The sequence below is a fragment of the Sphingomonas sp. genome (assembly GCF_017745215.1).
In the GTDB taxonomy this organism is placed as follows: Bacteria; Pseudomonadota; Alphaproteobacteria; order Sphingomonadales; family Sphingomonadaceae; genus Sphingomonas.
The window spans coordinates 263,150-289,613 of record NZ_JAGHZV010000008.1 but is presented as its reverse complement, the minus strand read 5'-3'; the positions used below and the strand labels follow the sequence as shown (position 1 = coordinate 289,613).

Annotated in this window: 30 protein-coding genes; 21 read left to right on the top strand and 9 right to left on the bottom strand. The window is 67.9% G+C overall.

Annotated features, from left to right (window positions below; genetic code table 11):
• Positions 1–329 (bottom strand): GTP-binding protein (locus J7495_RS11015; RefSeq protein ID WP_294056542.1); only part of this gene is annotated, 329 nt, incomplete at its 3' end.
• A gap of 255 nt (positions 330–584) precedes the next feature.
• On the opposite strand from J7495_RS11015, the gene J7495_RS11010 reads away from it, so the two are divergent.
• Positions 585–1,319 (top strand): PEPxxWA-CTERM sorting domain-containing protein, encoded by a 735-nt coding sequence (locus tag J7495_RS11010; protein ID WP_294056541.1) that lies wholly within the window; start codon positions 585–587, stop codon positions 1,317–1,319.
• Between the two features lie 103 nt (positions 1,320–1,422).
• Complete coding sequence (locus J7495_RS11005; protein WP_294056540.1) at positions 1,423–1,992, top strand: NAD(P)H-dependent oxidoreductase; 570 nt, start codon at positions 1,423–1,425, stop codon at positions 1,990–1,992.
• A 24-nt stretch (positions 1,993–2,016) separates the two neighbouring features.
• Here J7495_RS11005 and J7495_RS11000 read toward each other — a convergent pair whose 3' ends face one another.
• A complete protein-coding gene (locus tag J7495_RS11000) occupies positions 2,017–3,036 on the bottom strand; it encodes a zinc-binding alcohol dehydrogenase family protein (RefSeq protein ID WP_294056539.1) in 1,020 nt (339 codons plus the stop codon).
• 109 nt (positions 3,037–3,145) lie between these two features.
• Between J7495_RS11000 and J7495_RS10995 the strand changes: the two genes are divergently transcribed.
• Entirely contained in the window at positions 3,146–3,505 is a 360-nt protein-coding gene (locus J7495_RS10995; protein ID WP_294056538.1) for a helix-turn-helix domain-containing protein, read from the top strand.
• A 135-nt stretch (positions 3,506–3,640) separates the two neighbouring features.
• Here the strand turns inward: J7495_RS10995 and J7495_RS10990 are convergent, their stop codons facing one another.
• Positions 3,641–4,414, bottom strand: coding sequence for a helix-turn-helix transcriptional regulator (locus J7495_RS10990; protein ID WP_294056537.1), 774 nt, complete (start codon positions 4,412–4,414; stop codon positions 3,641–3,643).
• Between the two features lie 114 nt (positions 4,415–4,528).
• On the opposite strand from J7495_RS10990, the gene J7495_RS10985 reads away from it, so the two are divergent.
• Together J7495_RS10985 and J7495_RS10980 are read left to right on the top strand one after the other, a co-directional pair.
• Entirely contained in the window at positions 4,529–4,915 is a 387-nt protein-coding gene (locus J7495_RS10985; RefSeq protein ID WP_294056536.1) for a VOC family protein, read from the top strand.
• Positions 4,916–4,970: 55 nt separating this feature from the next.
• Positions 4,971–5,309, top strand: a complete 339-nt coding sequence (locus J7495_RS10980) for a hypothetical protein (RefSeq protein ID WP_294056535.1) — start codon at positions 4,971–4,973, stop codon at positions 5,307–5,309.
• A 4-nt stretch (positions 5,310–5,313) separates the two neighbouring features.
• Here J7495_RS10980 and J7495_RS10975 read toward each other — a convergent pair whose 3' ends face one another.
• Both J7495_RS10975 and J7495_RS10970 read right to left on the bottom strand, forming a co-directional pair.
• Complete coding sequence (locus J7495_RS10975) at positions 5,314–5,745, bottom strand: thioesterase family protein (RefSeq protein ID WP_294056534.1); 432 nt, start codon at positions 5,743–5,745, stop codon at positions 5,314–5,316.
• A 374-nt stretch (positions 5,746–6,119) separates the two neighbouring features.
• Positions 6,120–7,328: an LL-diaminopimelate aminotransferase gene (locus tag J7495_RS10970; RefSeq protein WP_294056533.1), complete on the bottom strand. Its 1,209-nt coding sequence runs from the start codon at positions 7,326–7,328 to the stop codon at positions 6,120–6,122.
• Between the two features lie 137 nt (positions 7,329–7,465).
• Between J7495_RS10970 and phaC the strand changes: the two genes are divergently transcribed.
• From phaC to clpS, 3 genes are all read left to right on the top strand, one after another.
• Positions 7,466–9,208: a class I poly(R)-hydroxyalkanoic acid synthase gene (gene phaC, locus J7495_RS10965; protein WP_294056532.1), complete on the top strand. Its 1,743-nt coding sequence runs from the start codon at positions 7,466–7,468 to the stop codon at positions 9,206–9,208.
• 187 nt (positions 9,209–9,395) lie between these two features.
• Entirely contained in the window at positions 9,396–10,244 is an 849-nt protein-coding gene (gene phaP, locus J7495_RS10960) for a phasin family protein (RefSeq protein ID WP_294056531.1), read from the top strand.
• A gap of 186 nt (positions 10,245–10,430) precedes the next feature.
• Positions 10,431–10,760, top strand: coding sequence for an ATP-dependent Clp protease adapter ClpS (clpS, locus tag J7495_RS10955; RefSeq protein WP_294056548.1), 330 nt, complete (start codon positions 10,431–10,433; stop codon positions 10,758–10,760).
• A gap of 279 nt (positions 10,761–11,039) precedes the next feature.
• On the opposite strand, the gene J7495_RS10950 is transcribed toward clpS, so the two are convergent.
• Entirely contained in the window at positions 11,040–11,747 is a 708-nt protein-coding gene (locus J7495_RS10950; RefSeq protein ID WP_294056547.1) for a Crp/Fnr family transcriptional regulator, read from the bottom strand.
• 242 nt (positions 11,748–11,989) lie between these two features.
• Here J7495_RS10950 and murA point away from each other — a divergent pair, with 242 nt between their 5' ends.
• Both murA and J7495_RS10940 read left to right on the top strand, forming a co-directional pair.
• Positions 11,990–13,273, top strand: a complete 1,284-nt coding sequence (gene murA, locus J7495_RS10945) for a UDP-N-acetylglucosamine 1-carboxyvinyltransferase (protein WP_294056530.1) — start codon at positions 11,990–11,992, stop codon at positions 13,271–13,273.
• 231 nt (positions 13,274–13,504) lie between these two features.
• Positions 13,505–14,137 (top strand): PilZ domain-containing protein, encoded by a 633-nt coding sequence (locus J7495_RS10940; protein WP_294056529.1) that lies wholly within the window; start codon positions 13,505–13,507, stop codon positions 14,135–14,137.
• Positions 14,138–14,457: 320 nt separating this feature from the next.
• On the opposite strand, the gene J7495_RS10935 is transcribed toward J7495_RS10940, so the two are convergent.
• From J7495_RS10935 to J7495_RS10925, 3 genes are all read right to left on the bottom strand, one after another.
• Positions 14,458–15,219, bottom strand: a complete 762-nt coding sequence (locus J7495_RS10935; protein WP_294056528.1) for an ABC transporter permease — start codon at positions 15,217–15,219, stop codon at positions 14,458–14,460.
• A complete protein-coding gene (locus J7495_RS10930) occupies positions 15,219–16,136 on the bottom strand; it encodes an ABC transporter ATP-binding protein (protein ID WP_294056527.1) in 918 nt (305 codons plus the stop codon). The genes J7495_RS10935 and J7495_RS10930 overlap by 1 nt, the downstream gene beginning before the upstream one ends.
• A gap of 126 nt (positions 16,137–16,262) precedes the next feature.
• On the bottom strand, positions 16,263–17,252 hold the full coding sequence (locus J7495_RS10925; protein WP_294056526.1) for a quinone-dependent dihydroorotate dehydrogenase: 990 nt from the start codon (positions 17,250–17,252) through the stop codon (positions 16,263–16,265).
• A gap of 306 nt (positions 17,253–17,558) precedes the next feature.
• On the opposite strand from J7495_RS10925, the gene J7495_RS10920 reads away from it, so the two are divergent.
• The 11 genes from J7495_RS10920 to J7495_RS10870 all read left to right on the top strand — a co-directional run bounded on the left by J7495_RS10920 (position 17,559) and on the right by J7495_RS10870 (position 26,425).
• Positions 17,559–18,386, top strand: a complete 828-nt coding sequence (locus J7495_RS10920) for a helix-turn-helix domain-containing protein (RefSeq protein WP_294056525.1) — start codon at positions 17,559–17,561, stop codon at positions 18,384–18,386.
• Between the two features lie 53 nt (positions 18,387–18,439).
• On the top strand, positions 18,440–18,871 hold the full coding sequence (locus J7495_RS10915) for an Rrf2 family transcriptional regulator (RefSeq protein ID WP_294056524.1): 432 nt from the start codon (positions 18,440–18,442) through the stop codon (positions 18,869–18,871).
• On the top strand, positions 18,872–20,335 hold the full coding sequence (gene sufB / locus J7495_RS10910; RefSeq protein ID WP_294056523.1) for a Fe-S cluster assembly protein SufB: 1,464 nt from the start codon (positions 18,872–18,874) through the stop codon (positions 20,333–20,335). It abuts the gene before it with no gap.
• A 116-nt stretch (positions 20,336–20,451) separates the two neighbouring features.
• Positions 20,452–20,850, top strand: coding sequence for an endonuclease domain-containing protein (locus J7495_RS10905; protein WP_294056522.1), 399 nt, complete (start codon positions 20,452–20,454; stop codon positions 20,848–20,850).
• Positions 20,844–21,587 carry a Fe-S cluster assembly ATPase SufC gene (gene sufC / locus J7495_RS10900; protein WP_294056521.1) on the top strand — a complete coding sequence of 248 codons (744 nt, stop codon included), beginning with the start codon at positions 20,844–20,846 and terminating at the stop codon, positions 21,585–21,587. The genes J7495_RS10905 and sufC overlap by 7 nt, the downstream gene beginning before the upstream one ends.
• Before the next feature lie 106 nt (positions 21,588–21,693).
• Positions 21,694–22,776: a SufD family Fe-S cluster assembly protein gene (locus J7495_RS10895; RefSeq protein WP_294056520.1), complete on the top strand. Its 1,083-nt coding sequence runs from the start codon at positions 21,694–21,696 to the stop codon at positions 22,774–22,776.
• A gap of 2 nt (positions 22,777–22,778) precedes the next feature.
• Positions 22,779–23,984, top strand: a complete 1,206-nt coding sequence (locus J7495_RS10890) for a cysteine desulfurase (RefSeq protein WP_294056519.1) — start codon at positions 22,779–22,781, stop codon at positions 23,982–23,984.
• 8 nt (positions 23,985–23,992) lie between these two features.
• On the top strand, positions 23,993–24,490 hold the full coding sequence (locus J7495_RS10885) for an SUF system Fe-S cluster assembly protein (RefSeq protein WP_294056518.1): 498 nt from the start codon (positions 23,993–23,995) through the stop codon (positions 24,488–24,490).
• A complete protein-coding gene (locus J7495_RS10880) occupies positions 24,490–24,846 on the top strand; it encodes an iron-sulfur cluster assembly accessory protein (protein ID WP_294056517.1) in 357 nt (118 codons plus the stop codon). The genes J7495_RS10885 and J7495_RS10880 overlap by 1 nt, the downstream gene beginning before the upstream one ends.
• 53 nt (positions 24,847–24,899) lie before the next feature.
• On the top strand, positions 24,900–25,961 hold the full coding sequence (mgrA, locus tag J7495_RS10875; RefSeq protein ID WP_294056516.1) for an L-glyceraldehyde 3-phosphate reductase: 1,062 nt from the start codon (positions 24,900–24,902) through the stop codon (positions 25,959–25,961).
• Positions 25,958–26,425 carry a GreA/GreB family elongation factor gene (locus J7495_RS10870; protein WP_294056515.1) on the top strand — a complete coding sequence of 156 codons (468 nt, stop codon included), beginning with the start codon at positions 25,958–25,960 and terminating at the stop codon, positions 26,423–26,425. The genes mgrA and J7495_RS10870 overlap by 4 nt, the downstream gene beginning before the upstream one ends.
• Positions 26,426–26,464: the final 39 nt, after the last annotated feature.

Here is a 26,464-nt window from a genome sequence, read left to right as displayed (position 1 = left end):
ACGAACTTGGTCTGCGGCATCGCGCCTTCGGACGAATCGACGAGCAGGATCACGCCGTCGACCATCGAGAGGATGCGCTCCACTTCGCCGCCGAAGTCGGCGTGGCCGGGCGTGTCGACGATGTTGATGCGGGTGCCTTCCCAGTCGACCGAGGTGCACTTCGCGAGGATGGTGATCCCGCGTTCCTTCTCGAGGTCGTTGGAATCCATCGCGCGTTCCTCGACGCGCTGGTTGTCGCGGAAGGTGCCGGACTGGCGGAAGAGCTGGTCGACGAGCGTGGTCTTGCCGTGATCGACGTGGGCGATGATCGCCACGTTGCGGAGGTTCATGACTTATCCTGGATGCCGCAGGAGCGCGGTTCGCGCCGGGCGCATAGCGGAAATGGTGCGATGCGGGAAGGGGGTGGCGTCGCGCGGACTCTTCAGGGCGGGCAAGGGGCGGTGTCGAGATGTCGCGCAATTGATCCGAAGTCGATTGATTCCGAGCAGCTATTTCCACGAGTTCATCGATCGAATTGATCCAGATCATTGATTCATGCGGTCGAAAATCATAGTAAATATCCTTGTCCTCGGGGGAGGGGTGTCATGGGCAATATCCGGTATTTCGTGCGGGCGGCGATGGTGGCTGCCGCCGCACTGGCTTTTCTGACCACGGGCATTGCGCAGGCGACGAAAGTACTCGTCACGGTCACGGGCACGGTAGTCGTCTCCAAATCCTCGTCGATGCCGTCGATCAACATCGGCATCTTCGGGCCGGGCTTTTCCGTCCTCGACGGACTGGGCTTCCGGATCGACTATGTCTTCGACGTGCACAATGCCGGCGCGCATGTGTTCCAGCCCGACGGCGCCTATTCGCTCGAGACGATCTTCGGCGGCGCCTTCGTCGGCACCGCGCCGATGAGCAGCGCCGTGATCACGATTAACGGCGTCGCCTATGGCCTGACCGGCATCTCCTATGGCGAGATCTCCGCAGATGAGCAGCGCCGCCGCTTCGCGGTCGAGGATTGGGACAACAGCGACGGCGTCCAGGCGCAGGTGATCACGACCTTCTACGATCCGTCGCAGGGCCTGCCGGCGCGCGTGAAGGCGAGCGGCACGTACAGCCTGCCCGCAAACGAGGGCGACCCGAGCTATCCGTATGAGCCCAACTTCACGATCCTGGACCACGGCAATCTCGCGCTCGGCAGCATGAAGCCGACGCTGTTCAGCGTGTCGCTGCTCGTGCCCGAGCCGGCGAGCTGGGCAATGCTGCTGCTGGGATTCGGTTCGATCGGCGCGGCGATGCGCCGACGCGGGAAGGTGGCGCTCCGGCCGGCCTAGCGCCGCCGAAGCGAAGGGGGGAGGGGCCGCTGGCGGCGACGCCGGCGGTCCTTTGCTTTGAGGGCGGGTTTCGCGCGCCCGCGCTCCCGCCTACAGCCGTGCGATGAGCGATTCCCTCCGCATCCCCATCCTCCTCGGCTCCGTCCGCGAGGGCCGCATGGCCGAACCGGTGGGGCATTGGGTCCATGAAGCTGCCGCCGCCCACCCCGGGCTCGCCTGCGAGATCGTCGACCTCAAGGCCTGGAATCTTCCCTTCTACGCCTACCCCAAGCCCCCCGCCGCCGGGCACTACGCTGACCCCCTCCAACAGCGCTGGGCGGAGACCATCGCCGCCGCCGACGGGTTCATCCTGATCGCGCCCGAGTACAACCACGGGCCCTCGGCGGTGCTCAAGAATGCGCTCGACACCGTCTATGCCGAGTGGAACCGCAAGCCCTGCGCCTTCGTGAGCTATGGCGGGGTCGGCGGGGCGCGGGCGGTGGAGCAGCTCACCTGCACCGCGCGCGAACTGCAGATGGCGCCGATCGAAGCCGCGGTGCATCTCATGGGCGTGTGGGGGAAGGTCCACGACGGCCGCTTCGCCCCCGACGAACGCGACGCCCGCGCGCTCGACAAGCTCTTCACCGAGCTGCTCTGGTGGGGCCAGGCGCTCAAGGCGGCGCGGGAAGGCTGACCTCCCCGCACCCGCCCCGATCCGTCAATCCCCGAACCCCTCCAGCACGACCTTCCCTCGCGCCGTCCCGCTGGTCATCAGCGCGTGCGCCCGCGACAGGTTCGCCGCGTTGATCGCGCCATAATGGTCGGCCAGCGTCGTGCGCAGCGTCCCCGCGTCGATCAGCCGTGCGACCTCCCCGAGCAGCTTGCCCTGCGCATCCATGTCCGCCGTGCCGAACATCGATCGCGTGAACATCATCTCCCAGTGCAGCGACACCGACTTGCCCTTGAGCGGATTGGCGTCGAGCACGTCGGGATCGTCGATCACTGCGATTCGGCCCTGCGGCGCGATCAGAGCGACCGCGTCGGGCAAGTGCTGCTTGGCGTGCGTCATCACGAACACCAGCCCCGGCGCGCCGATCCCCAGCGCCTCGACCTGCGGCGCCATCGGCTTGCCGTGGTCGATCACATGATGCGCGCCCAGCTCGCGCGCGAACGCTTCGGTCTCGGGGCGCGAGGCAGTGGCGGTCACGGTGAGGCCGGTCAGCTGCCGCGCGAGCTGGATCGCGATCGATCCCACCCCACCCGCGCCGCCGACGATCAGGATCGCGGGCGCCGCGCCCGGCACCGGTCGCGTCACGTCGAGCCGATCGAACAGCACTTCCCACGCCGTGATCGCAGTCAGCGGCACCGCCGCCGCCTCGGCCCAGCCGAGCGAAGCCGGCTTGCGGCCGACGACCCGCTCGTCGACGAGGTGATATTCCGCATCGGTGCCCTGGCGCACGATCGAGCCGGCGTAGAACACTGCGTCGCCCGGCCGGAACAGCGTCACCTCGCTCCCCACCGCGACGACGGAGCCCGCGGCGTCATAGCCGGGGACCAGCCAGCCGCCCTCGGCGACCTCGCGGCGGCGGCGCACCTTGGTGTCGACCGGGTTCACCGACACTGCCTCGATCTTCACGAGCAGGTCGCGCGGGCCGGGTTCGGGAGTGGGGAGAGTGATGTCCTCGAGCTCGCGGGGCCCGTCATGGGGAAGCGGTCCGCGGAAGGCTACAGCACGCATGGGGGTGGTTCTCCTGCCTGGAATTGCGTGGTGCTGATCTGTGCCCTATCTTCGCCTGGCGCAAGAACGCACCTTTTGTGCATATAGTGTCGAAAAGGATACCATCGGCATGGCGGCTCGCCGGCACCAGCTCCATTGCAGCCCGGGCTGTTCGGTGGAGGCGACGCTCGCGCTGATCGACGGCAAGTGGAAGGGCGTGATCCTCCATCATCTGTTCGAAGGAATGATGCGCTTCTCGAGCTTCCGCCGGCGCATGCCCAACGTCACCCAGCGGATGCTCACCAATCAGCTTCGCGAGCTCGAGGCCGACGGGCTGATCCGGCGCACCGTCTATGCCGAGGTGCCGCCGCGGGTCGAATATGACCTGACCGACCTCGGCCGCACGCTCGAGCCGGTGATCAAGGCGCTTCGGCTCTGGGGCGAAACCTATGCGCTTGGCGGGGAAGAGGCGCCGTCCGCGGCTGCCTGAGCGGCGGGGTTGCAAAGTAGGATTTCGCGTGGTTGGCTCCGGGCGCCGGGCGATCCGGCCGCTCTTTGAGGATCTGGGTCCCCCGGGCTTCCGGTTTTCGGCGACGGGTCGCGACTCTTGTGACTTTTCGAGTCGTTAGCCGTCGCGGGCGCTGTCGAAATAGCGCCCCGGCGTCTCGCCGAACGTGGCGCGGAACGCCGCGACGAAGGCGCTCGGCGTCGCATAGCCCGCCGCGGCGGCGGCCTGTTTCACGCTGGCGCCGGCGGCGAGCCGCTCGATCGCCGCGAGCAGCGCGCCCTGGCGGCGCCAGCGGCCGAGGCTCATCCCGGTCTCGGCGCGGAAGCGGCGCTCGAGCGTGCGCGGGGAGAGCCCCGCCTCGCGCGCGATCGTCGCGATGGTGCGCTCGCCTTCGCCGGCGAACAGCCGTTCGACGGCGCGGTGCGTGGCGGCGGAGTCGGGCTCGGGCAGGCCGAAGGGCGGGACGGGCGAGCGCTTGATCTCGTCGAGCAGCAGGATCGCGGTGGCGCTCTCCACATTGTCGCGCCGGTCGAGCATGCCGTCGGCGACGACGCGCAGGACCAGCTCGCGCAGCAGCGGCGAGACGGTGATCGCGCTGCACGCCTCGGGGAGGTCGGGGAAGCAATTGGGCGCGACATAGAGCGTGCGGATCGCGCTTGCCTGCGCGGCGCGGATGCGATGCCTGACGCCCGCGGGCACCCACACCGCCCAGCTCGACGGCACCACCCAGGAGCCGCGCTCGGTCCACACCATCAGTACGCCGCGCGCGGCATGGACGAGCTGATGCCAGCGATGGGCGTGCTCGCCGATCACCTGGCCGGGCGCGAGGTCGGAAGCGGAGCTGCGCACGACGAGATAGGGTTCGTCGGCGGCAGTGCGGGGTTTCTGCATCGTGGCGGGTCTACTCGGCAGGAAGGCGTGACGGAATGCCGACATGGAACGCCGGAATGGCGGGATTGCGGCCCGATGCCGCCGCGATGAGGATGGCGCGCAGAGGAGACGCCGATGCCCGCCAATCTCGCTGCCTTCGCCATCCATGTCGACGATCTCGATCGCGCGCGGACCTTCTACGAAGCGGTGTTCGGCTGGGTCTTCGAGCCTTGGGGGCCGCCGGGCTTCTATCTGATCCACACCGGCACGCCGGACTCACCGGGCGTCCAGGGGCTGATGCACGAGCGCCACGAGCCGCGGACCGGCAGCGGGCTGAACGGGCTCGACTGCACCTTCGCGGTCGACGATCTGGATGCGGTCGGCGCCGCCGTGCTCGCGCATGGCGGGCGAATCACGATGGACAAGGCTGCGATCCCCGGCGTGGGCGTGCTCACCCGCTTCGTCGATCCCGAGGGCAACGACATGAGCGCGATGGTGTATGAGTCCCCGCACCGCACATGAGGCTTGGCGCCGCGTCCGGGTGTGTTAGAGCGTCGCTACACGAAAGGCGGCGCGGATGCGGTGGAGCGTTGGACTATTGGCTGCGGGGCTGCTGCTGAGCGGCTGCGGCAAGCCTGACCGCAGTATCGATGCCGAGATCGACGCCGACTTCGCCAAGGGCGAGCTGCTGTTGAGCTGCCGCACCTCGGGCAGCGGGACCTGCCACGCAGTGTTCCTCGCCGACGGCCAGGCCTTCCGTGCCCAGGCGTCGGCGGGCGGCACCGCGAGCGTGAGCAGCGTGGGCGAAGGCACCGACTATTGCGTCGAGGCCAGCGTACCCGATCCGGCCAGGTGCAAGCCCACGCCGCTCGTCCAGGGCAAGCAGATCGTCCGCCGGCTGACCGTCAAGCACTGAGCCTTCAGGTCGCCGCGGCGGCGAGCGCCTCCAGTCGTCCGCGCACGTTCTCCGGGATCGGCGCCGACTTGCGCGCGGCGAGGTCGACATGGACGCTGACGATCTCGACCGTGGCGTGGAGTTCGCCCGTCCCGGCGTGGCAGAGGTCGATCCGGTGCGCCATGCTCGAGGTGCCGACCCGCTCGATGCGGACGAAGGCCTCGATCATGTCGTCGAGGCGGAGCGGCTTCTTATATTCGATCGTGGAGCGGACGACGTTGAACTCGGCGTCCAGCCAGTCGGGCCCGATCTCGCCGAGGTCCGCCCAGCGCCAGAACTCGGTGATCGCGACGTCGGCATATTCGAGATAGCGCGAATTGAAGACGATCTTCTGCCCGTCGATCTCGGAATAGCGGACGCGGAAGCGCGTGGAGAAGGCGAAGCCGGGACGGGACATGGCGCCGCTCATGACGGGGTGGAGGGCGATGCGCAATGCCTGGGAGATGCATCCGGCGTGGACGTATCTCTGTCCGTTTTGATGGAATGCGGTCCCTAGGAAGGAGGCGGCGGCAATCCCGCCGCTGCAACAGCGAGAAAAGGAATGTCTATCGCTGAATTGTGCGCATTGCTTTTGGCGATGTCCGCTTTTGCGACCTTGATTCTCAAGGTCGTCGATACGGCTCGCCGCAAGTAGCGCATCGGGCGGGAGCCGGGCTGACACTCGGCTCCCAAACGATTTGGGCCCTCGCCGCTGACACGACGAGAGCCCACAACAAGGAGAAATGTCTTTCGCCGCGATTTTCTTGGCATGAAATCACGCGAAGATCAATCTCACCCCGCCTTCGCCGAGGGCGTGTTCACCCCCATCGACTGGAGGTATTTCCGCACGTTCCGCGCCGCCTGGCGCAGGCGCTGCTCGTTCTCGACCATCGCGATGCGGACATAGCCTTCACCGTTCTCGCCATAGCCGACGCCCGGCGCCACCGCGACCTTGGCATGGGTGAGCAGCTGCTTGGAGAACTCGAGGCTGCCCAGATGCGCCAGTGCCGGCGGCAGCCGTGCCCAGGCGAACATCGAGGCGGGCGGGGAGGGGATTTCCCACCCCGCGCGGCCGAAGCTCTCGACCAGCACGTCGCGGCGCTTGTGGTAGAGCTGGCGGTTCTTCTCGACGATGTCCTGCGGCCCGTTGAGCGCCGCGCACGCCGCCGCCTGGATCGGGGTGAAGGCGCCGTAATCGAGGTACGACTTCACCCGCGTCATCGCCGCGATCAGCTTCTGGTTGCCCACCGCGAAGCCCATCCGCCAGCCCGCCATCGAATAGGTCTTCGACAGCGAGGTGAACTCGACCGCGACGTCCTTCGCACCCTTCACCTGGAGGATCGAGGGCGTCGGGTTGCCGTCGAAATAGAGCTCCGAATAGGCGAGGTCGGAGAGGATCCACACCTGGTTCTCGCGCGCCCAGGCGACCAGCCGCTCGTAGAAGGCGAGGTCGACGGTCTCGGCGGTGGGGTTCGACGGATAGTTGACCACCAGCACCGAGGGCCGCGGCACGGTGAAGTTCATCGCGCGCTCGAGGCTCTCGAAATAAGCTTCGTTCGCTGTGGTCGGCACTGCGCGGATCGTCGCGCCCGCGAGGATGAAGCCGAAGGTGTGGATCGGATAGCTCGGGTTGGGCGCGAGCACCACGTCGCCCGGCGCGGTGATCGCGGTGGCGAGGCTGGCGAGGCCCTCCTTCGAGCCCATCGTCACCACGACTTCGGTCTCGGGATCGACCTCGACCCCGAAGCGGCGCGCGTAGTAGTTCGCCTGGGCACGGCGCAGGCCCGGAATCCCCTTCGACTGCGAATAGCCGTGCGCATCGGGCTTCTGCGCGACCTCGCAGAGCTTGTCGATCACATGCTGGGGCGGCGGCAGGTCCGGGTTGCCCATGCCGAGATCGATGATGTCCTCGCCTGCCGCACGCGCCGCTGCCCGCATGCCGTTGACTTCGGCGATGACATAGGGCGGCAGTCGCTTGATGCGGTAGAAATCGTCGGACATCTTATCCTCTGCTGTTGGTGGAAGACGGCACCCAACTCGGTGCGAAACGGTTGATACGCCATTCCGGTGCCCGCGGGAATGACGAGATGCACAAAGCACGCTAAGGCGTGCACAAATCCAAGAGAGCGGAACGCCCGATGGCCGAAACTGCCCCCCCGATGCCTTCACCACCCAGCCTCGAAGACCTGCAGCACTGGACCTGGGTGCTCGGCCGCGCGCAGCAGATGATGCTCGAGCACGGCATGGACGTGCGGGAGTTCGCCCCCGCCGCTCCGCCCTTCGGCGCGCTGCTCGACCCGACCGCGGCGGTGCGCGCCAGCGCCGGCTTCTGGGCCGACACGATGCAGCTCTGGCAGCGCTTCCTCGACCCCGAGCACGCCCAGCCCTTCAAGGAGACTCCCGAACAGGCCGCCGACAAGCGCTTCAAGGCGCCCGAATGGCGCGAGGATCCGGTGTTCGACTTCCTCCGCCAGTCCTATTTCCTGATCGCCGACACCATGCTCAAGGGCATCGACACGCTAGCCGGCGTCGATCCCAAGCACCGCGACCAGCTGCGCTTCGCAACCAAGGGCTTCATCGACGCGATGAGCCCCACCAACTTCCCGGTCACCAACCCCGAGGTCATCGCCAAGACGGTCGAGACGAAGGGCGAGAACCTCCTCAAGGGCCTGCAGCACATGCTCGCCGACATGGAGAAGGGGCAGCTGACCCAGACCGACGCCGAGGCGTTCGAGCTCGGTCGCAACATCGCCACCACCCCCGGCAAGGTGATCAAGCGCACCGAGCTCTACGAGCTGATCCATTATGCGCCGACCACCGAGAGTGTGTTCAAGACGCCGCTGATCATCTTCCCGCCCTGGATCAACCGCTTCTACATCCTCGATCTCTCCCCCGAGAAGAGCTTCATCAAATGGGCGGTCGACCAGGGGCTCAGCGTCTTCGTCGTGTCGTGGCGCTCGGCCGACGCATCGATGAAGGGGATCGTCTGGGACGATTATGTCGAGCGCGGCCAGATCGACGCGATCGACACGGTGCGCGACCTGCTCAAGGTCGGGGGCGTGCATGCGATCGGCTATTGCGTCGCCGGCACCACGCTCGCCGCGACGCTGGCGGTGCTCGCCGCGCGGGGCGAGGCGGCGAAGGTCGAGAGCGCGACCTTCTTCACCGCGCAAGTCGATTTCTCCGAGGCCGGCGACCTGCACCTGTTCGTCGATGACGAGCAGCTCGCGCTGATCCGCAGCCTCGGCGGCGAAGGCTTCCTCGACGGACGCTACATGGCCGCGACCTTCAACCTGCTGCGCGGGCGCGACCTGATCTGGAACTACGTCACCAACAACTATCTGCTCGGCAAGGACTATGTGCCGTTCGACCTGCTCCACTGGAATTCGGACGTCACCAACCTGCCGGCCGCCTGGCACCTCAGCTATCTGACCGATCTCTATCGCGACAACCGGCTGGTCCAGCCCGGCTCGATCGCGATCGGCGGCACCCCGGTGGACCTCGGGCGGATCGCGACGCCCGCCTATATCCAGGCCGGTCGCGAGGATCACATCGCGCCGGCGGCGAGTGTGTGGAAGCTCACCGACCATCTCCAGGGTCCGATCCGCTTCGTGCTCGCCGGCTCGGGGCACATCGCCGGCGTGATCAACCCGCCGGCTGCGGGCAAATATCAGTACTGGACCAACGACGAGCACCCCAGGTCGCTCGCCGAGTTCGTCGCGGGCGCGCACGAGACGAAGGGCAGCTGGTGGCCCGACTGGATCGAATGGCTTCGCCGGCTCGACTCGAAGCAGGTACCGGCCAAGGGCGCACGCGTGCCCGGCCGCGGGAAGCTGAAGCGTGTCGCCGACGCGCCCGGCGACTATGTGCGGATGCGATGATGCAACTGCTCTGCTGCGGCTGCAACTCCTACCCGAAACGGGGTAATTCACGCGCAGCATAGCATTGCTAACACGATGATTCGGCGTGTAAATCCTTTTATGTTGCACTGCACAATAATGGGCTTGATTTTCGGTTGCCAAAGGCGTACATGCTGCGGCGCAGCAACTCGTATTTGAGGTGAGCCACATGGCAAGCAAGGGTCCGAAGGACGCGGGCAAGTCCAACGCTCCCAAGCCCAAGGCGGGGTCCCGGCCCGCGCCGAAGGCGAAGGTTGCTGCCGCAGCGGCTGAGAAGCCCGCGCCGGTCGTCGAAGCGGAGATCGTGATCCCGCCCGCGTCCGAGCCGGTCCCGGCCGCCGAAGCAGCGCCGCAGGAAGTTGAAACGCCGAGCGTGATCGAAGTCGCCGAAGCTGCGGAGCCGGTCGTCGCCGAAACCGTCGAGACGGTGGACGCGCAGGCCGAGGAGACAGTCGAGGCCGTTGAAGCAGCCGCCGAGCCGATCGCTGTCGAGCCGATCGTCGAGACGGTGGAGGAAATCGTCGTTGAACCGGTCGTTGCGGCAGGGGCCGTCGCGATCGAAGCAGTCAAGGAAAGCAAAGTCATGGAAACCATCGAGACCAACATGGCGAAGGCGCAGGCCTTCTTCACCGAGTTCAACGATCGCGCCAAGGCGGCGGTCGAAAAGTCGACCAAGCTGGTCGAGGAAGCCAATGAGTTCGCCAAGGGCAACCTCGAGGCGTTCGTCGAATCGGGCAAGATCACGGCCAAGGGCCTCGAGTCGTTCGGCCAGGATGCCGCCGAGTACAGCCGCAAGTCGTTCGAGAGCGCGACCGCCGCGCTGAAGAACCTCGCCGCGGTCAAGTCGCCGACCGAGTTCTTCAAGCTCCAGAGCGACTATTTCCGCACCTCGTTCGACTCGGCCGTCGCCGAGGCTTCGAAGAACACCGAGGCGCTGATCAAGCTCGCGGGCGACGCCGCCCAGCCGCTGTCGAACCGCGTCGCGGTCGCGGCCGAGAAGGCGAAGATCGCCGCGTAACGGCATCGTGCATGCGTAACGGGAGGGGCGGCCGGGCAACTGGCCGCTCCTTTTGTTTTGGGCGACGGGGCCTTGCCGCGGGCCAAACTCTCGAAAACCAGGGTTAAGGGCTTATCCCGGCCTTGCCTCGCTGGCAGGGGCGACATATTTTTGGCGGCGATGGCCGAAGCTCTTGTCCCGATTACCATGTCCGAAGATGACGGACGTGACGATACCGATGATCCCCAGGTCGGCCTGGCGACGCGGACCCGCACGCGCACCAAGAAGCCGACTCCCTATCGCGTGCTGATGCTCAACGACGACTACACGCCGATGGAGTTCGTCGTGCTGGTGCTCCAGCGCTTCTTCCGCATGACCGTCGAGGAAGCGACGCAGGTGATGCTCCACGTCCACCAGCGCGGCGTCGGGGTATGCGGGGTGTTCAGCTACGAAGTCGCCGAGACCAAGGTGTCGCAGGTGATCGACTTCGCCCGGCAGAATCAGCATCCGCTGCAGTGCACGCTCGAAAAGGCCTGAACTGCGTTCGTCAAGCCTGTATATTTCCCCGGTAATTCGGATGTGTCCGGCATGTTACCAGCGCGTCGTTCCCTGATACCGGGGGGTTGAGCGGGAACGGAGCCGGGCAGCGCGATCATCGCAGCAGCCCGGCTCCACTCGTTTTGGGGGTCTGTCCAGCAATCCGAAAACCGTCATCCCGGTGAAAGCCGGGACCCAGGGTTGCAGAGGACATCGCTCGTGGCCCTGGGTCCCGGCTTTCGGCGGGATGACGGCTGAGAGTGCGGGAACCGTGAGCGGTTAAGACGGCCCCGGCAGCCAGCCCAGGTCGAGCGCCTGGTAGCGGTTCACATAATTCGCCGCCCGCGCCAGCGCGCGCTCGTCCAGCAGCGTCACGCGACCGCCTTCGCGCGCGATCAGCCGCTCTTCCTCGAGCTGGCGGAGCATGCGGTTGACGTGGACCGAGGTCAGCCCGGTCGCGTCGCCGATCTCCTCCTGCGTCAGCCCCAGCGCGAACACCTTCTCGACGCTCTTGTCGGTCGCGCGGATGCGGTTCCTGAGCTCGAGCAGCAGCGCGGCGATGCGCTGCTTGGCCGAGGTGCGGCCCAATGCGGCGAGCCGGTCCGTCAGCGCGACGCGTTCGATCTGCGAATAGACCAGGATCAGCGAGGCGAGCCGCGGATGCTCGGCCATCAAGTCGGACAGCAGGCTGCGGTCGAAAGGGCAGACCACGCAATCCGATAGCGCGCAAAGGCTCTCGGGGGATTCATGGTAGATGGCGCCGGAGAGCCCCAATAGATCGCCTGCGAAATGAAATCGAAGGATCTGGCGGCTGCCGTCGTCCAGCAGGACGTAGCTCATCATCAGGCCCTTGCGCATGATGAACAGCTCGTTGCCGTTTTCGTTTTCACGCTGAAGGATCGCGCCACGACGTACATGTCTTGGACGTTCCTCGAGTTTTTCCAGTGCGGCGACCTCGCCGGGCGTCAGCTCGACAAGCTCGCCCAAGATATCGGCAAAACAACTACCGGACACGCGTTCGCTTCTCCCCCACGCGCTCTGCAAAGCAGTCGCGTGGAATCAGTGCATTAAAGTCGATCAAGGCAGGCCCCGCCCAGGGGACAGCGCTTGCTCGACCCGCCCCCGGCCCCATCGGTATTTCGATTGAGTAACGACGCTGACCCGCCCGTCGTTCCCTCGCATGTTTCCGCCCATTGCGGAGCGACGGGCGCGCTCCTAGAGCGAAGCGAATGGACCGTATTCTTATTCGCGGCGGAAACCGTCTCTCCGGCCGCATCGCCATTTCCGGGGCCAAGAACGCAGCACTGACGCTGATGCCCTGCGCCTTGCTCACCGACGAGCCGCTGACACTGCGCAACCTGCCGCGCCTCGCCGACGTCGACAGCTTCGGCCATCTGCTCAACCAGCTCGGCGCCTCGACGCAGATCGAAGGCTCGCGGCCCGAGGACTTCGGCCGGGTGATGACGATCCGCGCCGGCAAGCTGACGTCGACCGAGGCGCCGTACGACATCGTCCGCAAGATGCGCGCGTCGATCCTCGTGCTCGGTCCGCTGGTCGGGCGCGGCGGCGAGGCGACCGTCTCGCTCCCCGGCGGCTGCGCGATCGGCAATCGTCCGATCGACCTCCACCTCAAGGCGCTCGAAGCGATGGGCGCGGAGATCGAGCTCGCCGCAGGCTATGTGAAGGCGACTGCTCCCGGTGGACGGCTGCCCGGCGGCAAGTTCCGCTTCCCCGTCGTGTCGGTCGGCGCGACCGAGAATGCGGTGATGGCGGCGGCCCTGGCCAAGGGAAGCACGATCCTCGAGAATGCCGCGCGCGAGCCCGAGATCGTCGACCTGTGCAACTGCCTCGTCGCGATGGGCGCCTCGATCCACGGCATCGGCACCGAGACGCTGGAGATCGAGGGCCGCGACCGGCTGCACGGCGCGACCTATCGAGTGATGCCCGATCGCATCGAGGCGGGAAGCTACGCCTGCGCCGCGGCGATCACCGGCGGCAGCCTCGACCTGGTCGGCGCCGCGGCGGGCGACATGCGCGCGACGCTCGACGCGCTGGTCGAGGCGGGGGTGACGGTGGAGGAGACGCGCGACGCGATCCGCATCGAGGCGTCGAACGGCATTCGCCCGCTGACGCTGTCGACCGCGCCCTTCCCGGGCTTCGCGACCGACATGCAGGCGCAGTTCATGGCGATGCTCTGCAAGGCCGAGGGCGCGAGCGTGCTCACCGAGACGATCTTCGAGAACCGCTACATGCACGTGCCCGAGCTGGCGCGGATGGGCGCGGACATCACCGTGACCGGCCGCTCGGCGGTGGTACGCGGGGTCGACAGGCTGGTCGGCGCGCCGGTGATGGCGACCGACCTGCGCGCCTCGATGAGCCTGATCCTCGCGGGGCTGGCGGCGGAAGGCGAGACGCAGGTCAACCGCGTCTACCACCTCGACCGCGGCTATGAGCGGCTCGAGGAGAAGCTGCAGGGCGTCGGGGCGGACATCGAGCGCGTCGGGGACGGCTGAGTTCCCCTGATCGTCTCCAAGCCGTCACCCCGGCGAAAGCCGGGACCCAGGGTCACGAGCGACGTCCTCTGCTGCCCTGGGCCCCGGCTTTCGCCGGGGTGACGACTGTGGCGTAATAGCCCTAACCGCGCGGCAACTTATCCCGTTCAGCAATTGGCAGTCCCGCTGCGCGAAGCTTCGGTTGGGCGGTGGCCGGCAGGCGCCGGTCCCGCGAACGGGCGGAGGGGGCCCATGGACAATTTCGACGCCAACGAACTGACATCGGTCTCGCTGGATGCCGCGGTGCCGCTGCCGCCCGAGCGGCGCAGCGAGATGCGGCGAACGACGCTGCTGCGCGTCGGCAAGCTGGTGGTCGGCGACGACCAGCGGCTCTGCATGATTCGCAACATCTCGAGCGCGGGCGCGATGCTCAAGGTGTATCAGCCGCTCGCGGTAGGCGACCCGGTCGCGGTCGAAGTCACGCCCGATTGCCCGGTCGAGGCGCGAGTGATCTGGACGACCGAGGACCTCGCCGGCGTCGCCTTCGCCAAGTCGATCGACGTGATCGCCGCACTCCGAGGCGGGCGGGCCGACGGCCCCTATCGCCGCGCCGCGCGCACGCCGCGGGTGCGGCTCACGCGACCCGCGCGGCTCTGCACCGAGACCGCCGAGTGCGACGTGACGCTGCGCGACATCTCCCCGAACGGCGCCTGCGTCGAGACCGGGCTCAAGCTCGCCAACGACGCCGAGGTGGCGTTGTTCATCCCCGGCCTGCCGACCGCGCCGGCGCGCGTGCGCTGGTGCCGCGACGGCCGCGTAGGGCTGGAGTTCGACCTGCCGCTGCCGATCGACCGCCTCGCCGACTGGATCGGCAGCGACGCCTGAACCCGTTTCCGGGAAGCAACCGCCCCCCTGCTTTCCCGACCCTCTCCCCGAAAGGGGAGAGGGAGATTTTCGAGCCGATACGTCCTCCGGGGGTCTGGCGAAGCCCGGCCGCGATGTCCTAGTGTATTATTGATGCAATACAGTTTACACGGTTGACACCAATCATCCGGAAAAATGCGGTTCGGCGTCAGTGAACGCGTGACCGCCCGAAAGGAGCGCGGACAGGGATCGACGATGCGAAAGAGCGGTGGCCAGGCTCGCGCCTCAATTCCTATTTTGCAACCCGTCAGGGGAGCAAGAAGGCTGAAGGTCGATACGACCTACCGCCGCGGCTGCCAGTTGAACTTCGCCGCCGCGACCAGCGCGCCGCCCAGGCCCCAGGCGCCGAGCACCATCAGGTCGCGCATCGCCACCGGCGTGCCGAAGAAGGACGCGGTCGCGGCATTGGCGAGCGGGCGCACCGGCAGCGCGTTGGTGATCGTCAGCAGCCAGGGGGGCAGCCGGTCGATCGGGTAGAAAACGTTCGAGACGAAGAGCACGGGAAAGGTCATCGCGTTGAGCACCGCCGGCCCCGCCTGGGCATTGGCGACCAGCCCCACCACCGCAAGCGACAGCGCCGCGAAGCACGCGCCGCCGAACAGCACGACGCCGGCGAACTCGACGAGCGCCATCGGCGCGATCCGCACGCCGAACAGCGCCGCCCCCGCGCCGACGCAGAGCATCGTCGCGAGCAGCCCCGCGAACATCGCGAAGGTCAGCCGCGCGACGACATAGGCGAGGACGGGGGTGGGGGTGGCGCGGATACGCTTCAGCCGGCCCATGTCGCGGTCGAACAGCACCGCCGTCGCGAGGTTGGTGAAGCAGGTCATCGCCACCGCGAACACCGACATGCCCGCGACGTAGAAGCTCGCGACCGTCGTGGTCACGCCATGGATGGTGACCGGCGCATTGCCGAACATCGTGCTGTTGATCAGCAGCACCATCAGCGGGAAGACGATGCCGAAGAAGGCCGCGCTCGGGTTCCGCCAGAAGCTCAGGTTGATGTAGCGCAGATGGTGCGCGATCAGGCCCGGCGCGCGCATCACCTGGCCTCCCCGCCGGGGCCGGCACGATCGCGCTCGACCAGCTCGAGATAGCGTTCCTCGAGGCTCGGCCGCGCGACTTCGAGGTCGGCGAGCGCGACGTTGTTCGATATTGCCCAGCTCGTCAGCCGGTTGAGCAGCGGCACCGGATCCTCGGCATCGACCGTCACCAGCCCGTCCTCGCTCGTCGTGCCCTCGACCGGTGGCCGCGCCCCCGGGGGGGAGCGGAAGCGGATGCGGCTGGTCGCGCCGCCCTCGATCCCCAGCGTCGCCGGCGTGCCCTCGGCGATGATCCGCCCACCCGCGATCACCGCGACGCGGTCGGCGAGCTGCTGCGCCTCCTCCATATAATGGGTGGTGAGCAGCACGGTCTTGCCCAGCGCCTTGAGCCCCTTGAGCATCGCCCAGGCCTCGCGCCGCGCATCGGGATCGAAGCCGGTGGTCGGCTCGTCGAGGAACAGCAGCTCCGGGTCGCCGACCAGTGCGAGCGCGACGTCCAATCGGCGCTGCTGCCCGCCCGAGAGCCGCGCGGCGCGCGTGTCGCGCTTGTCGCCCAGCCCGACGAGCTCGATCGCTTCGTCGGGCAGCAGCGGCCTGGGGTAGGTGCCGGCGATCATCTTCACCAGCTCGCGCACGGTGAGGAAGGGATCGGCCGCGGTCTCCTGGGGCACGATGCCGATCCGCGTCTTGAGGCTCGCGCGGTGCTTCGCCGGGTCCTCGCCCAGCACGCGCACCTCGCCGCCGTCGCGCTTGCCGAAGCCTTCGAGGATCTCGACCGTGGTGGTCTTGCCCGCGCCATTGGGTCCCAGCAGCGCGAAGATCTCGCCGCGGCCGACGGTCAGGTCGACCCCTGCCACCGCCTGCAGCCTGCCATAGGCCTTGGTGAGCCCACGCACTTCGATCGCCGCTTCGGCCATCGTCTCCCTCCCCGCAGCCGCGTCATGCCATGGTGCGCGCCAAGTAGGAATATGGCGCGTGCGAATCGAGCCGGCGGTGCTCGGGATAGAGGCCGATACGGCGCGGTCCCGGCCGATGCCGGCCCGCTAGACGCCCCTCGCGATCGCTCGCGCCAGCCCCGGCCCCTTGAACACCAGGGCGCTGTAGACCTGCACCAGCGCCGCGCCCGCGTCGATCCGGCGTTTCGCTTCGTCGACGCCGTCGATCCCGCCCGCGGAGATCAGCGGGAGCGCTCCCGCGGCGATCTCGACCGCCTCGGCCAGCTTGGCGCGTGCGAGCGGCGCCAGCGGTGCGCCCGATAGCCCGCCCGCCTCGCCCGCGAAGCGCGAGCTCAACGGCGGGCGCGAGATCGTCGTGTTCGAGACGATCAGCGCGTCGACATGATGATCCACCGCCGCCGCGATCGCGCCTTCGACACCGGCGCGGTCGAGGTCGGGGGCGATCTTGAGGAACAGCGGCCGCCGCGTCCCGTCCGCCAGCACGCGTGCCGTGTCGGATGCGGCGAGCAGCTCGTCGAGCGCCGGCCGGCTCTGCAGGTCGCGCAGGCCGGGCGTGTTGGGCGAGCTGACGTTGATCGTAACATAGTCCGCGAGCGGCGCGGCCTTGCCGACGCCCAGCGCATAGTCCGCGACGCGGTCGTCGCTGTCCTTGTTCGCGCCGACGTTGATGCCGAGCACGCCCTTGCGGCGCCCGAGCTTCGTCACGCGTGCCAGCGCCGCGTCGATGCCCTGGTTGTTGAAGCCCATGCGGTTGATCACCGCCTGGTCCTCGGTCAGCCGGAAGAGCCTGGGGCGCGGGTTGCCCGGCTGCGGGCGCGGTGTGAGCGTTCCCACTTCGACCGCGCCGAAACCGAGCGCGAACAGCCCGGGGATCGCCTCGGCGTTCTTGTCGAGCCCCGCCGCGACTCCGACGCGATTCGGGAAGGACAGCCCGGCGATCGATACGCCATTTAATTGGTCCATTTTGGAATCGATCAGCGCGTCGAGCGCACCCCAAAGCCGGAGCGCGGCGATCGCGGCGCGGTGCGCATCCTCGGGATTCAGGCGGAAAACCGCGGTTTTCAGCGGGTAGCTCATGCGTCGGCTCCTTCGCATCACCCGCCGCTAACGTCAAAGAAAGATGGCGAATCCGTCCAAGACCCGCCCCGTGGAGGAGGCCTACAGAGAGGATGCGACCCGAAGGGCTCTCTCCGACGCGGGGGACCCTTTCTCTTCGGCCCGACCCCCTCGGGGGTCGGGCCCCTTTTTGCCGTCTACGTCAACTTTACGAACCGGCCGGTCGCGTTATAGTGAATCGCGAACCTGTTGGGTTGTTGGTTGGGGGTTCGCGTGGGGCGTGATGACGGCGAGGGCGTGGGGACGCCTCAGCCTACGATCGAATTTTTGCCGGCAGACGGCGAGCTTCTCCCGCTCGTCGAGAGCTTCTATCTGTTCAGGCATCCGGGGCACGAGATCGACGGCGTCGATCGCGTCGATATCGGCCAGGTTCGCTTCATGCTGCGCGGCTCGGGCCATCGGGTCTTCCCCGACGGGCATCGCGAGACGAGCCTGGCGGTGATGGTCAACGGTCCGTGCGGCGCGGCGGCCGCCTATCACATCGACGGACCGTTCGAATGCTTCGGCGTCTCGCTGCGCGCGCTCGGCTGGAAGTCGCTGATCGGCATCCCGGCGAACAAGGTGAGCAACTGCATCCTCGACGCGCGCGAGGTGTTCGGCGCCGAGGTGACCGACCTGCTCGAGCAGCTGCGCGCGCTGGACAGCCTCGAGGCGATGGCGGCGGTGGTCGTTCCCTTCCTGCTCGCGCGGCGCACGCCGGTGCCGCGCAACCATGTCGCGCTGGTGCTCGCGGTGCGCGAATGGGCGGCTTCGGGCGAGCCGGGGATCGAGGGCCTCTATGCCCGCGCGGGCATGAGCGAGCGCCAGGCGGCGCGGCTGTGCAACGAATATTTCGGCGGGCCGCCCAAGCATCTCGAGCGCAAGTTCCGCGCGATCCGTGCGGCGATGGTGATCTACCAGGGCGGCGATCCCAAGGACGCCGCGGCGCCCTTCGCCGACCAGCCGCACATGATCAAGGAGATCAAGCACTTCACCGGGCATACCCCGACAACGCTGAAGGAAGGCATCGATCCGGTGCTCGCCGTGACGCTCGATAACGAGACGTTCCATTTCCTGCCCGAAGTGATCCCCGAATCAGTTGACGCGATGCGTTGAAGCGACCACATGGCCAATCGGAACGGTTTTGTCCGATTGGAGCTTTCCCGCGCGTGCGTCTCTCTAGCCTTGCCGACTATGCCGTCGTGATGATGTCGGCCGCGGCGCGCCATTGCGGCGTGAGCGGGCGGCTGAACGCGACGCTGCTCGCCGAGGAGACCGGGCTGCCGCTGCCAACGGTGCAGAAGCTGGTGAGCAAGCTCTCCGCCGCAGGGCTGATCGAGAGCGCGCGCGGCACCGGCGGCGGATTCCGGCTGGCGCGCCCGCCCGCGACGATCAGCCTCGCCGACATCGTCGAGGCGATCGAGGGGCCGATCGCGCTCACTGCCTGCGTCGACGGCGGGAAGCATGATTGCTGCGTCGAGGACGCCTGCCGCTTGAAGCCGCAGATGGGCGCGGTGAACACCGCGGTCCGCGGTGCGCTGGCGGGGGTGACGCTCGCCAGCCTGGCGCGCCCTGAACTGGTTGCGGAAGGAGCCGCGTAGATGGCCACCAAGAACGCCGAGGCGCTCGCCGCCGCCAACAAGAAATATGAATGGGGCTTCGCCTCGGACGTCGAGCAGGTGTTCGCGCCCAAGGGGCTGAGCGAGGACACGATCCGCTACATCTCGGCCAAGAAGGGCGAGCCCGAGTGGATGCTCGACTGGCGCTTGAAGGCCTATCGCGCGTGGCTCGAGATGGAACTGCCCGAATGGGCCAAGCTGGCGATCCCCGAGATCGACTATCAGGACGCCTATTATTACGCCGAGCCCAAGAAGAAGCCGACGCTGGCCAGCCTCGACGAGCTCGATCCCGAGATCCTGAGGACCTATCAGAAGCTCGGCATCCCGATCGAGGAGCAGAAGGTGCTCGCGGGCGTCGAGGGCGCGCGCAAGGTGGCGGTCGACGCGGTGTTCGACAGCGTCTCGGTCGCGACCACCTTCCGCAAGGAGCTGGAGGAGGCGGGCGTCATCTTCCGCTCGATCAGCGAGGCGATCCGCGAATACCCCGAGCTGGTGAAGCGCTGGCTCGGCAAGGTCGTGCCGGTGCGCGACAATTTCTTCTCGGCGCTCAACACGGCGGTCTTCTCCGACGGCACCTTCGTCTACATCCCCGAAGGCGTGCGCTGCCCGATGGAGCTCAGCACCTATTTCCGGATCAACGCCGAGAACACCGGGCAGTTCGAGCGCACGCTGATCGTCGCCGACAAGGGCGCGTACGTCAGCTACCTCGAAGGCTGCACCGCGCCGATGCGCGACGAGAACCAGCTCCACGCCGCGGTGGTCGAACTCGTCGCGCTCGACGATGCCGAGATCAAATATTCGACGGTGCAGAACTGGTACCCCGGCGACGAGAACGGCGTGGGCGGCATCTTCAACTTCGTCACCAAGCGCGCGCTGTGCGCCGGCCGCAACTCGAAGGTGAGCTGGACCCAGGTCGAGACCGGCAGCGCGATCACCTGGAAATATCCGAGCTGCATCCTCCAGGGCGACGGCTCGGTGGGCGAATTCTATTCGGTCGCGGTCACCAACGGGATGCAGCAGGCCGATACCGGCACCAAGATGCTGCACCTCGGCAGGAACACCCGCTCGACGATCGTCTCGAAGGGGATTTCGGCGGGGCGGTCGAACAACACCTACCGGGGCCGCGTGCTGGTGCAGGCGGGCGCGGAGAATGTCCGCAACTTCACCCAGTGCGATTCGCTGCTGCTGGGCGACCGGTGCGGCGCGCACACGGTGCCGTACATCGAAGTGAAGAACCCCTCGGCGCAGATCGAGCATGAGGCGACCACCTCGAAGATCAGCGACGACCAGCTGTTCTACGCGATGCAGCGCGGGCTGGACCAGGAAGCGGCGGTGGCGCTGATCGTCAACGGGTTCGCCAAGGAAGTGCTGCAGCAACTGCCGATGGAGTTCGCGGTGGAAGCGCAGAAGCTGCTGGGGATCTCGCTCGAGGGGAGCGTGGGGTGATGCTCACGCCTTCGGATGATGATCGACGCCTGAACTCCCCTCCCCTTCAGGGGAGGGGTCGGGGGTGGGGCCTCTCAGCGGAATACATTGCGCTGTTGAACAGGCGCGCGGCTGAGATGCGCAAGAATCCCACCGAGCCGGAAAGGCGTGTGTGGGGAATCTTGTCCGGCAGCCAGTTCGGCGGACACAAGTTTCGCCGTCAGTCGGTGATCGGGCGCTTCATCGCCGATTTCCTGTGCCCGCAGAAAGCGCTGATCATCGAAGTCGATGGTGACACGCACGACGAAGCGAAGGATCGACTGCGCGACGACATTCTCGCCCGACATGGGTTTCGCGTCGTGCGGGTCACCAATCACGACGTGATGACGAACTTGGATGGGGTCGCCCATGTGATCGGTGTGGCTCTCGCCGAAGCGGCAGACCGCTGGGAGAGGCCCCACCCCAACCCCTCCCCTGAAGGGGAGGGGCTTGCAGGTGATGAGACCTGGGAAACACTTGGAAATACGCAATGCTGAGCATCAATAACCTCCACGCCACCGTCGCCGACAAGCCGATCCTCAAGGGGCTGTCGCTCGAGGTGAACGCCGGCGAGGTCCATGCGATCATGGGACCCAATGGCGCGGGCAAGTCGACGCTCGGCTATGTGCTCGGCGGACGGCCCGGTTACGAAGTGACCGAAGGCTCGGTGAGCTTCGATGGCGCCGACCTGCTCGAACTGGCGCCGCACGAGCGCGCCGCGGCGGGGCTGTTCCTGGGGTTCCAGTACCCGGTCGAGATCCCCGGCATCTCGTCGCTCCAGTTCCTGCGCGAGGCGCTCAATTCGCAGCGCCGCGCGCGCGGCGAGGCGCCGCTCTCGGGCGCGGACTTCATCAAGCTCGCCCGCGCGCAGGCGGCGGCGCTCGGCATGGATGCCGAGATGCTCAAGCGCCCGGTCAACGTCGGCTTTTCGGGCGGCGAGAAGAAGCGCAGCGAGATGGTGCAGATGGGCATCCTCGCGCCGAAGCTCGCGATCCTCGACGAGACCGACTCCGGCCTCGACATCGATGCGCTCAAGGCAGTGGGCGAGGGGATCAACCGCATCATGCGCGCGCCCGACAAGGCGGTGCTGCTGATCACCCACTACCAGCGGCTGCTCGACTATGTGCAGCCCGACTTCGTCCACGTTCTCGCCGAGGGCCGGATCGTCCGCTCGGGCGGGCCCGAGCTGGCGCTCGAGCTCGAGCGCGAAGGCTATGGGGCAGTCGCGGCATGAACGCGTTTCGCGCCGCAGGCGTCTTTCAATCGCTTCGCGCCTTCGCGCCTTCGCGTGATTCATTTTGGTTCACGCGAAGGCGCGAAGGCGCGAAGGGTGGACGCCTGTGACCACGCTGGAACTGCCTTCCGTCCGGGACGAGGCATGGCGCTGGGCCGACCTCAAGGCATTGCGCGCTGCCGCCGAGACGGAGCCGCGGCCCACTGGGATCGATCCCGAGGACCTGTTCCTCGACCTCGACGGCCCGCGGCTCTGCTTCGTCGACGGCGCGTTCGAGCCCGCGCACAGCCTGCCCGGGCGAGTGACCGTATCGCGGCTGGCGCTCGGCAGCACGCATCCGCTCGGCGCATTGACCGAAGGCGAGGGCTGGGCGATCGACTTGCCTGCCGAGGCCGCGGTCACCAACATCCAGATCGTCCACCTCGGCAGCGGCGGCGAGAGCCATCTGCCCGCGCGGATCGTGCTCGCCGAGGATGCGGTCGCCTCGCTGGTCGAGACCTATGCCGGCGTCGGCTGGGCCAATCGGCTGACCCGGATCAGCCTCGGGCGCGGCGCGCGGCTGATGCGATCGGTGCGGCTGCTCCAGGCCGAGGGCTTCGTGTCGCTGCGCGACGAGGCCGAGGTCGGCGAAGCGGCGAGCCTCGTCACGATGGTGCTCGGCGCGGGCGCGATGAGCAGCCGCGTGGACGGCGCGGTCACGATCACCGGCAAGGGCGGCTTCGCCGAGATGGGCGGCGCGCTGCTCACTTCGGGCGCGCAGAAGCAGGAAGCAGCGGTTTCGGTGCGCCACGAACAGGTCGAGGGCACCAGCCGCCAGCTGTGGCGCGCGGTCGCCAAGGACGAGTCGGCGGCGAGCGTCGCGGCGCGGGTCGAAGTCGCGCGCGGCGCGCAGCAGACCGACGGCGAACAGTCGCTGCGCGGGCTGCTGCTCAATCGCGGCGCGATCGTGAACCTCAAGCCAGAGCTCGAGATCTTCGCCGACGACGTGAAATGCGCGCACGGCGCCGCGGTGGGCGAGCTCGACGCGATGGCGCTCTTCTACCTCGCCAGCCGCGGGATCGACGAGGCGCGGGCGAAGGCGCTGATGACGCACGCCTTCGTCGGCGACGCGCTGGCGCGGATCGGCGAGGAAGCGGTACGCGAGGCATTCGCGGCGGATGCCGACCGCTGGCTGGAGATGGCGCTGTGAACATGGTTCTCGACCCCCAGGCGCTCGACTTCGCCGCCGACTTCCCCGGCATCACACCCGGCTGGTCGTATCTCGACTCCGCCGCCACCGCGCAGAAGCCCCAGGCGGTGATCGACGCGATCGCGCGCGCCTATGGCCCCGATTACGCGACCGTCCACCGCGGCGTGTACAAGCGCTCGGCGGACATGACCTATGCCTATGAGGCCGCGCGCGAGCGGGTGGCGAGGTTCCTGGGTGCCCGCGCGCAGGAGATCGTCTTCGTCCGCGGCGCGACCGAGGCGATCAACCTCGTGGCGCAGAGCTGGGTGGGCACCCAGCTGAAGCCCGGCGACCGCATCCTGCTGTCGCTGCTCGAGCATCATTCGAACATCGTCCCGTGGCAGCTCGTCGCCGAGCGCATCGGGGTCGGGATCGATGTGATCCCGCTCACCGCGGACCAGAAGATCGACCTCGACGCGATGGCCGCGATGCTCACCGAGCGGCACAAGCTCGTCGCGCTCGGCCAGGTGTCGAACGTGCTCGGCTCGGTGCTCGACGTCCGCCGCGCCGCCGACCTCGCGCATGCCGTCGGCGCCAGGCTGCTGGTCGACGGCTGCCAGGCAGTGCCGCGGATGACGGTCGACGTCGCCGCGCTCGGCTGCGACTTCTACGCCTTCTCGGGCCACAAGCTCTACGGTCCGACCGGCATCGGCGTGCTCTGGGGCCGCCACGCGCTGCTCGACGCGATGCCGCCCTACCAGGGCGGCGGGTCGATGATCGACAAGGTCACCTTCGCCAGGACCACCTACGCCCCCGTGCCGACGCGCTTCGAGGCGGGCACGCCGCACATCAGCGGCGTGATCGGGCTCCACGCCGCGATCGACTATGTCGAGGGCATCGGGCTCGACCGCATCCATGCGCACGAAGCCGCGCTGGTCCGCGAGGCGCGCGACGCGCTCTCCGCGCTCAACAGCGTGCGCCTCTTCGGCCCCGAGGACAGCGCGGGCATCGTCAGTTTCGCGGTGGAGGGGGTGCATCCGCACGACGTCGCCACCATCTTGGACGAGGGCAATGTGGCGATCCGGGCGGGTCATCATTGCGCACAGCCGCTGATGGAGGCGCTCGGCGTCCCCGCGACGGCGCGCGCAAGCTTCGGCGTCTATAATGGGCCGCGCGACATCGCGGCGCTGGTGAAGGGCGTCGAACGCGTGACGCGGATCTTCGGGTGAGCGTGGACATGGAAGAAGAACGGAAGATCGAAGTCGAGGAAGTCGAGAGCGTCGCGCCGCCGCCCAAGGCGCGCGTCGAGAGCGCGCTCGACACGCTGGCGGCCACCGCCGGGACCCCGCGCGAGAGCTTCGAGCGCAAGCGCGACTATCTCGAGGGTTTCCTGTCGCAGAAGCCCGCAGCGGTGGCCGCGGGCGAGCCCGGCGGCGCGATCTACGACGCGGTGATCGAGGCGCTCAAGGAGATCTACGACCCCGAGATCCCGGTGAACATCTACGACCTCGGGCTGATCTACGGCGTCGATGTGACCGACGACGGCCATGTCGCGGTGACGATGACGCTCACCACGCCGCATTGCCCGGTCGCCGAATCGATGCCCGGCGAAGTCGAGCTGCGCGTCGGCTCGGTGCCCGGCGTCGGCACCGCCGAGGTCAACCTGGTCTGGGACCCGCCCTGGGACCCGCAGAAGATGTCCGACGAAGCCAAGCTCGAACTGGGGATGCTGTGATGACCGAGACCAAGCTCCGTCCCCGCCCCGCCGCGGTCCAGCTCACCGAGCGCGCGGTGGGCCGCATCGCCGAGCTGATGGCCAAGGCGCCCGATGGCGCGATCGGCGTCAAGCTCTCCACCCCGCGGCGCGGCTGTTCGGGGCTCGCCTATTCGGTCGATTACGTCACCGAGGCCAAGCCCTTCGACGAGCGGATCGACACGCCGGCGGGCGCCTTCTTCGTCGACGGCGCCTCGGTGCTCTACCTCGTCGGCTCGACGATGGACTGGGTGGAGGACGATTTCGCCGCGGGCTTCGTCTTCGAAAATCCCAACGCCAAGGGCGCCTGCGGCTGCGGCGAGAGCTTCACGGTCTAGCCTCGCGCTGCTAAGCGGCGTGCCCCGACAACGCACGCCAGCCGGAGCCGCGCATGCCCTATCCCCAGCCCTATATCGCCGACGCCCAGCGCTACGATGGCCGCATGCCCTATCGCCGCTGCGGGCGGAGCGGGCTCGTGCTGCCGGCGATCAGCCTCGGCCTCTGGCAGAATTTCGGCGGGGCGGACGTGTTCGAGACCGGCCGCGCGATGCTGCGCCGCGCGTTCGACCGCGGCGTCACCCACTTCGACCTCGCGAACAATTATGGCCCGCCCTATGGCTCGGCCGAGGAGAATTTCGGCCGCGTGATGGCGACCGACTTCGCCAGCCACCGCGACGAGCTGGTGATCTCGACCAAGGCGGGCTGGGACATGTGGGCAGGTCCCTATGGAGACGTCGGCGGCAGCAAGAAATACCTCATCGCCTCGTGCGACCAGAGCCTCAAGCGCATGGGGCTCGACTATGTCGACATCTTCTACTCGCACCGCGTCGATCCCAGGACCCCGCTCGAGGAGACGATGGGCGCGCTCGCGCAGATCCACCGCCAGGGCAAGGCGCTCTATGTCGGCATCTCCTCCTATTCGCCCGAGCTCACGCGCCGTGCGGCCGCGATCCTCGCCGAGCACAAGGTGCCGCTGCTGATCCACCAGCCGAGCTATTCGATGCTCAACCGCTGGATCGAGCAGGGCCTGCTCGGCACGCTGGACGAGCTCGGGGTGGGCTGCATCGCCTTCTCGCCGCTCGCGCAGGGGATGCTGACGTCGAAATATCTCGGCGGCGTGCCCGGCGACGCGCGCGCGGCCAAGGGCGGCTCGCTCGGCCAGCGCATGCTTTCCGACGAGAACATCGCCCGCATCCGCGCGCTCGACGCGATCGCCAAGGGCCGCGGCCAGACGCTCGCGCAGATGGCGATCGCCTGGGTGCTGCGCAATCCGGGCGTCACCTCGGCGCTGATCGGCGCGCGCACGGTGGCGCAGCTCGACGATTCGCTGGATGCCGTGAAGAACCTCGACTTCGGCGCCGACGAACTAGCGGCGATCGACGCGCACGCCGCCGAGGGCGGGATCGACCTGTGGAAGGTCTCCTCCGCGCTCGAAGAAATGCCCGCGGGATGAGCGTCGCCTTCCGCCGCGAGAGCGACGAGGAACATCTCGAGCCGCGCTTCGAGCTGCCCCTGCCGCCGGGCCCGAACATCGTCACCCCGCGCGGGCTGGCGCTGATCGAGGCCAGGGTCGCCGGGCTCGAAGCAGCGATCGCCGGCGAGGCCGACGAGGAAGCGCTCAAGCAGCTGCGCCGCGAGCAGCGTTACTGGGCCACGCGCCGCGCCACCGCGCAGCTCGCGCCCGAGCCCGAGGAGGGCGTCGCCGCGATCGGCACGCGCGTGACGTTTCGCCTGGCGGGGCGCGAGCGCACCATCGACATCGTCGGCCATGACGAAGCCGACCCCGCCGCCGACCGTCTCGCCTTCGCCGCCCCGCTCGCGCATGCGCTGATCGGCGCCGAGGAAGGCGAGCGCATCGACTTCGGCGGCAAGGCGGAAGCGATCGAGCTGGTGCGGGTGGTGCCGATTCCCGCGTGAGCCGCGATCAGTCGATCAATGCGACGAACGGCGCGATAC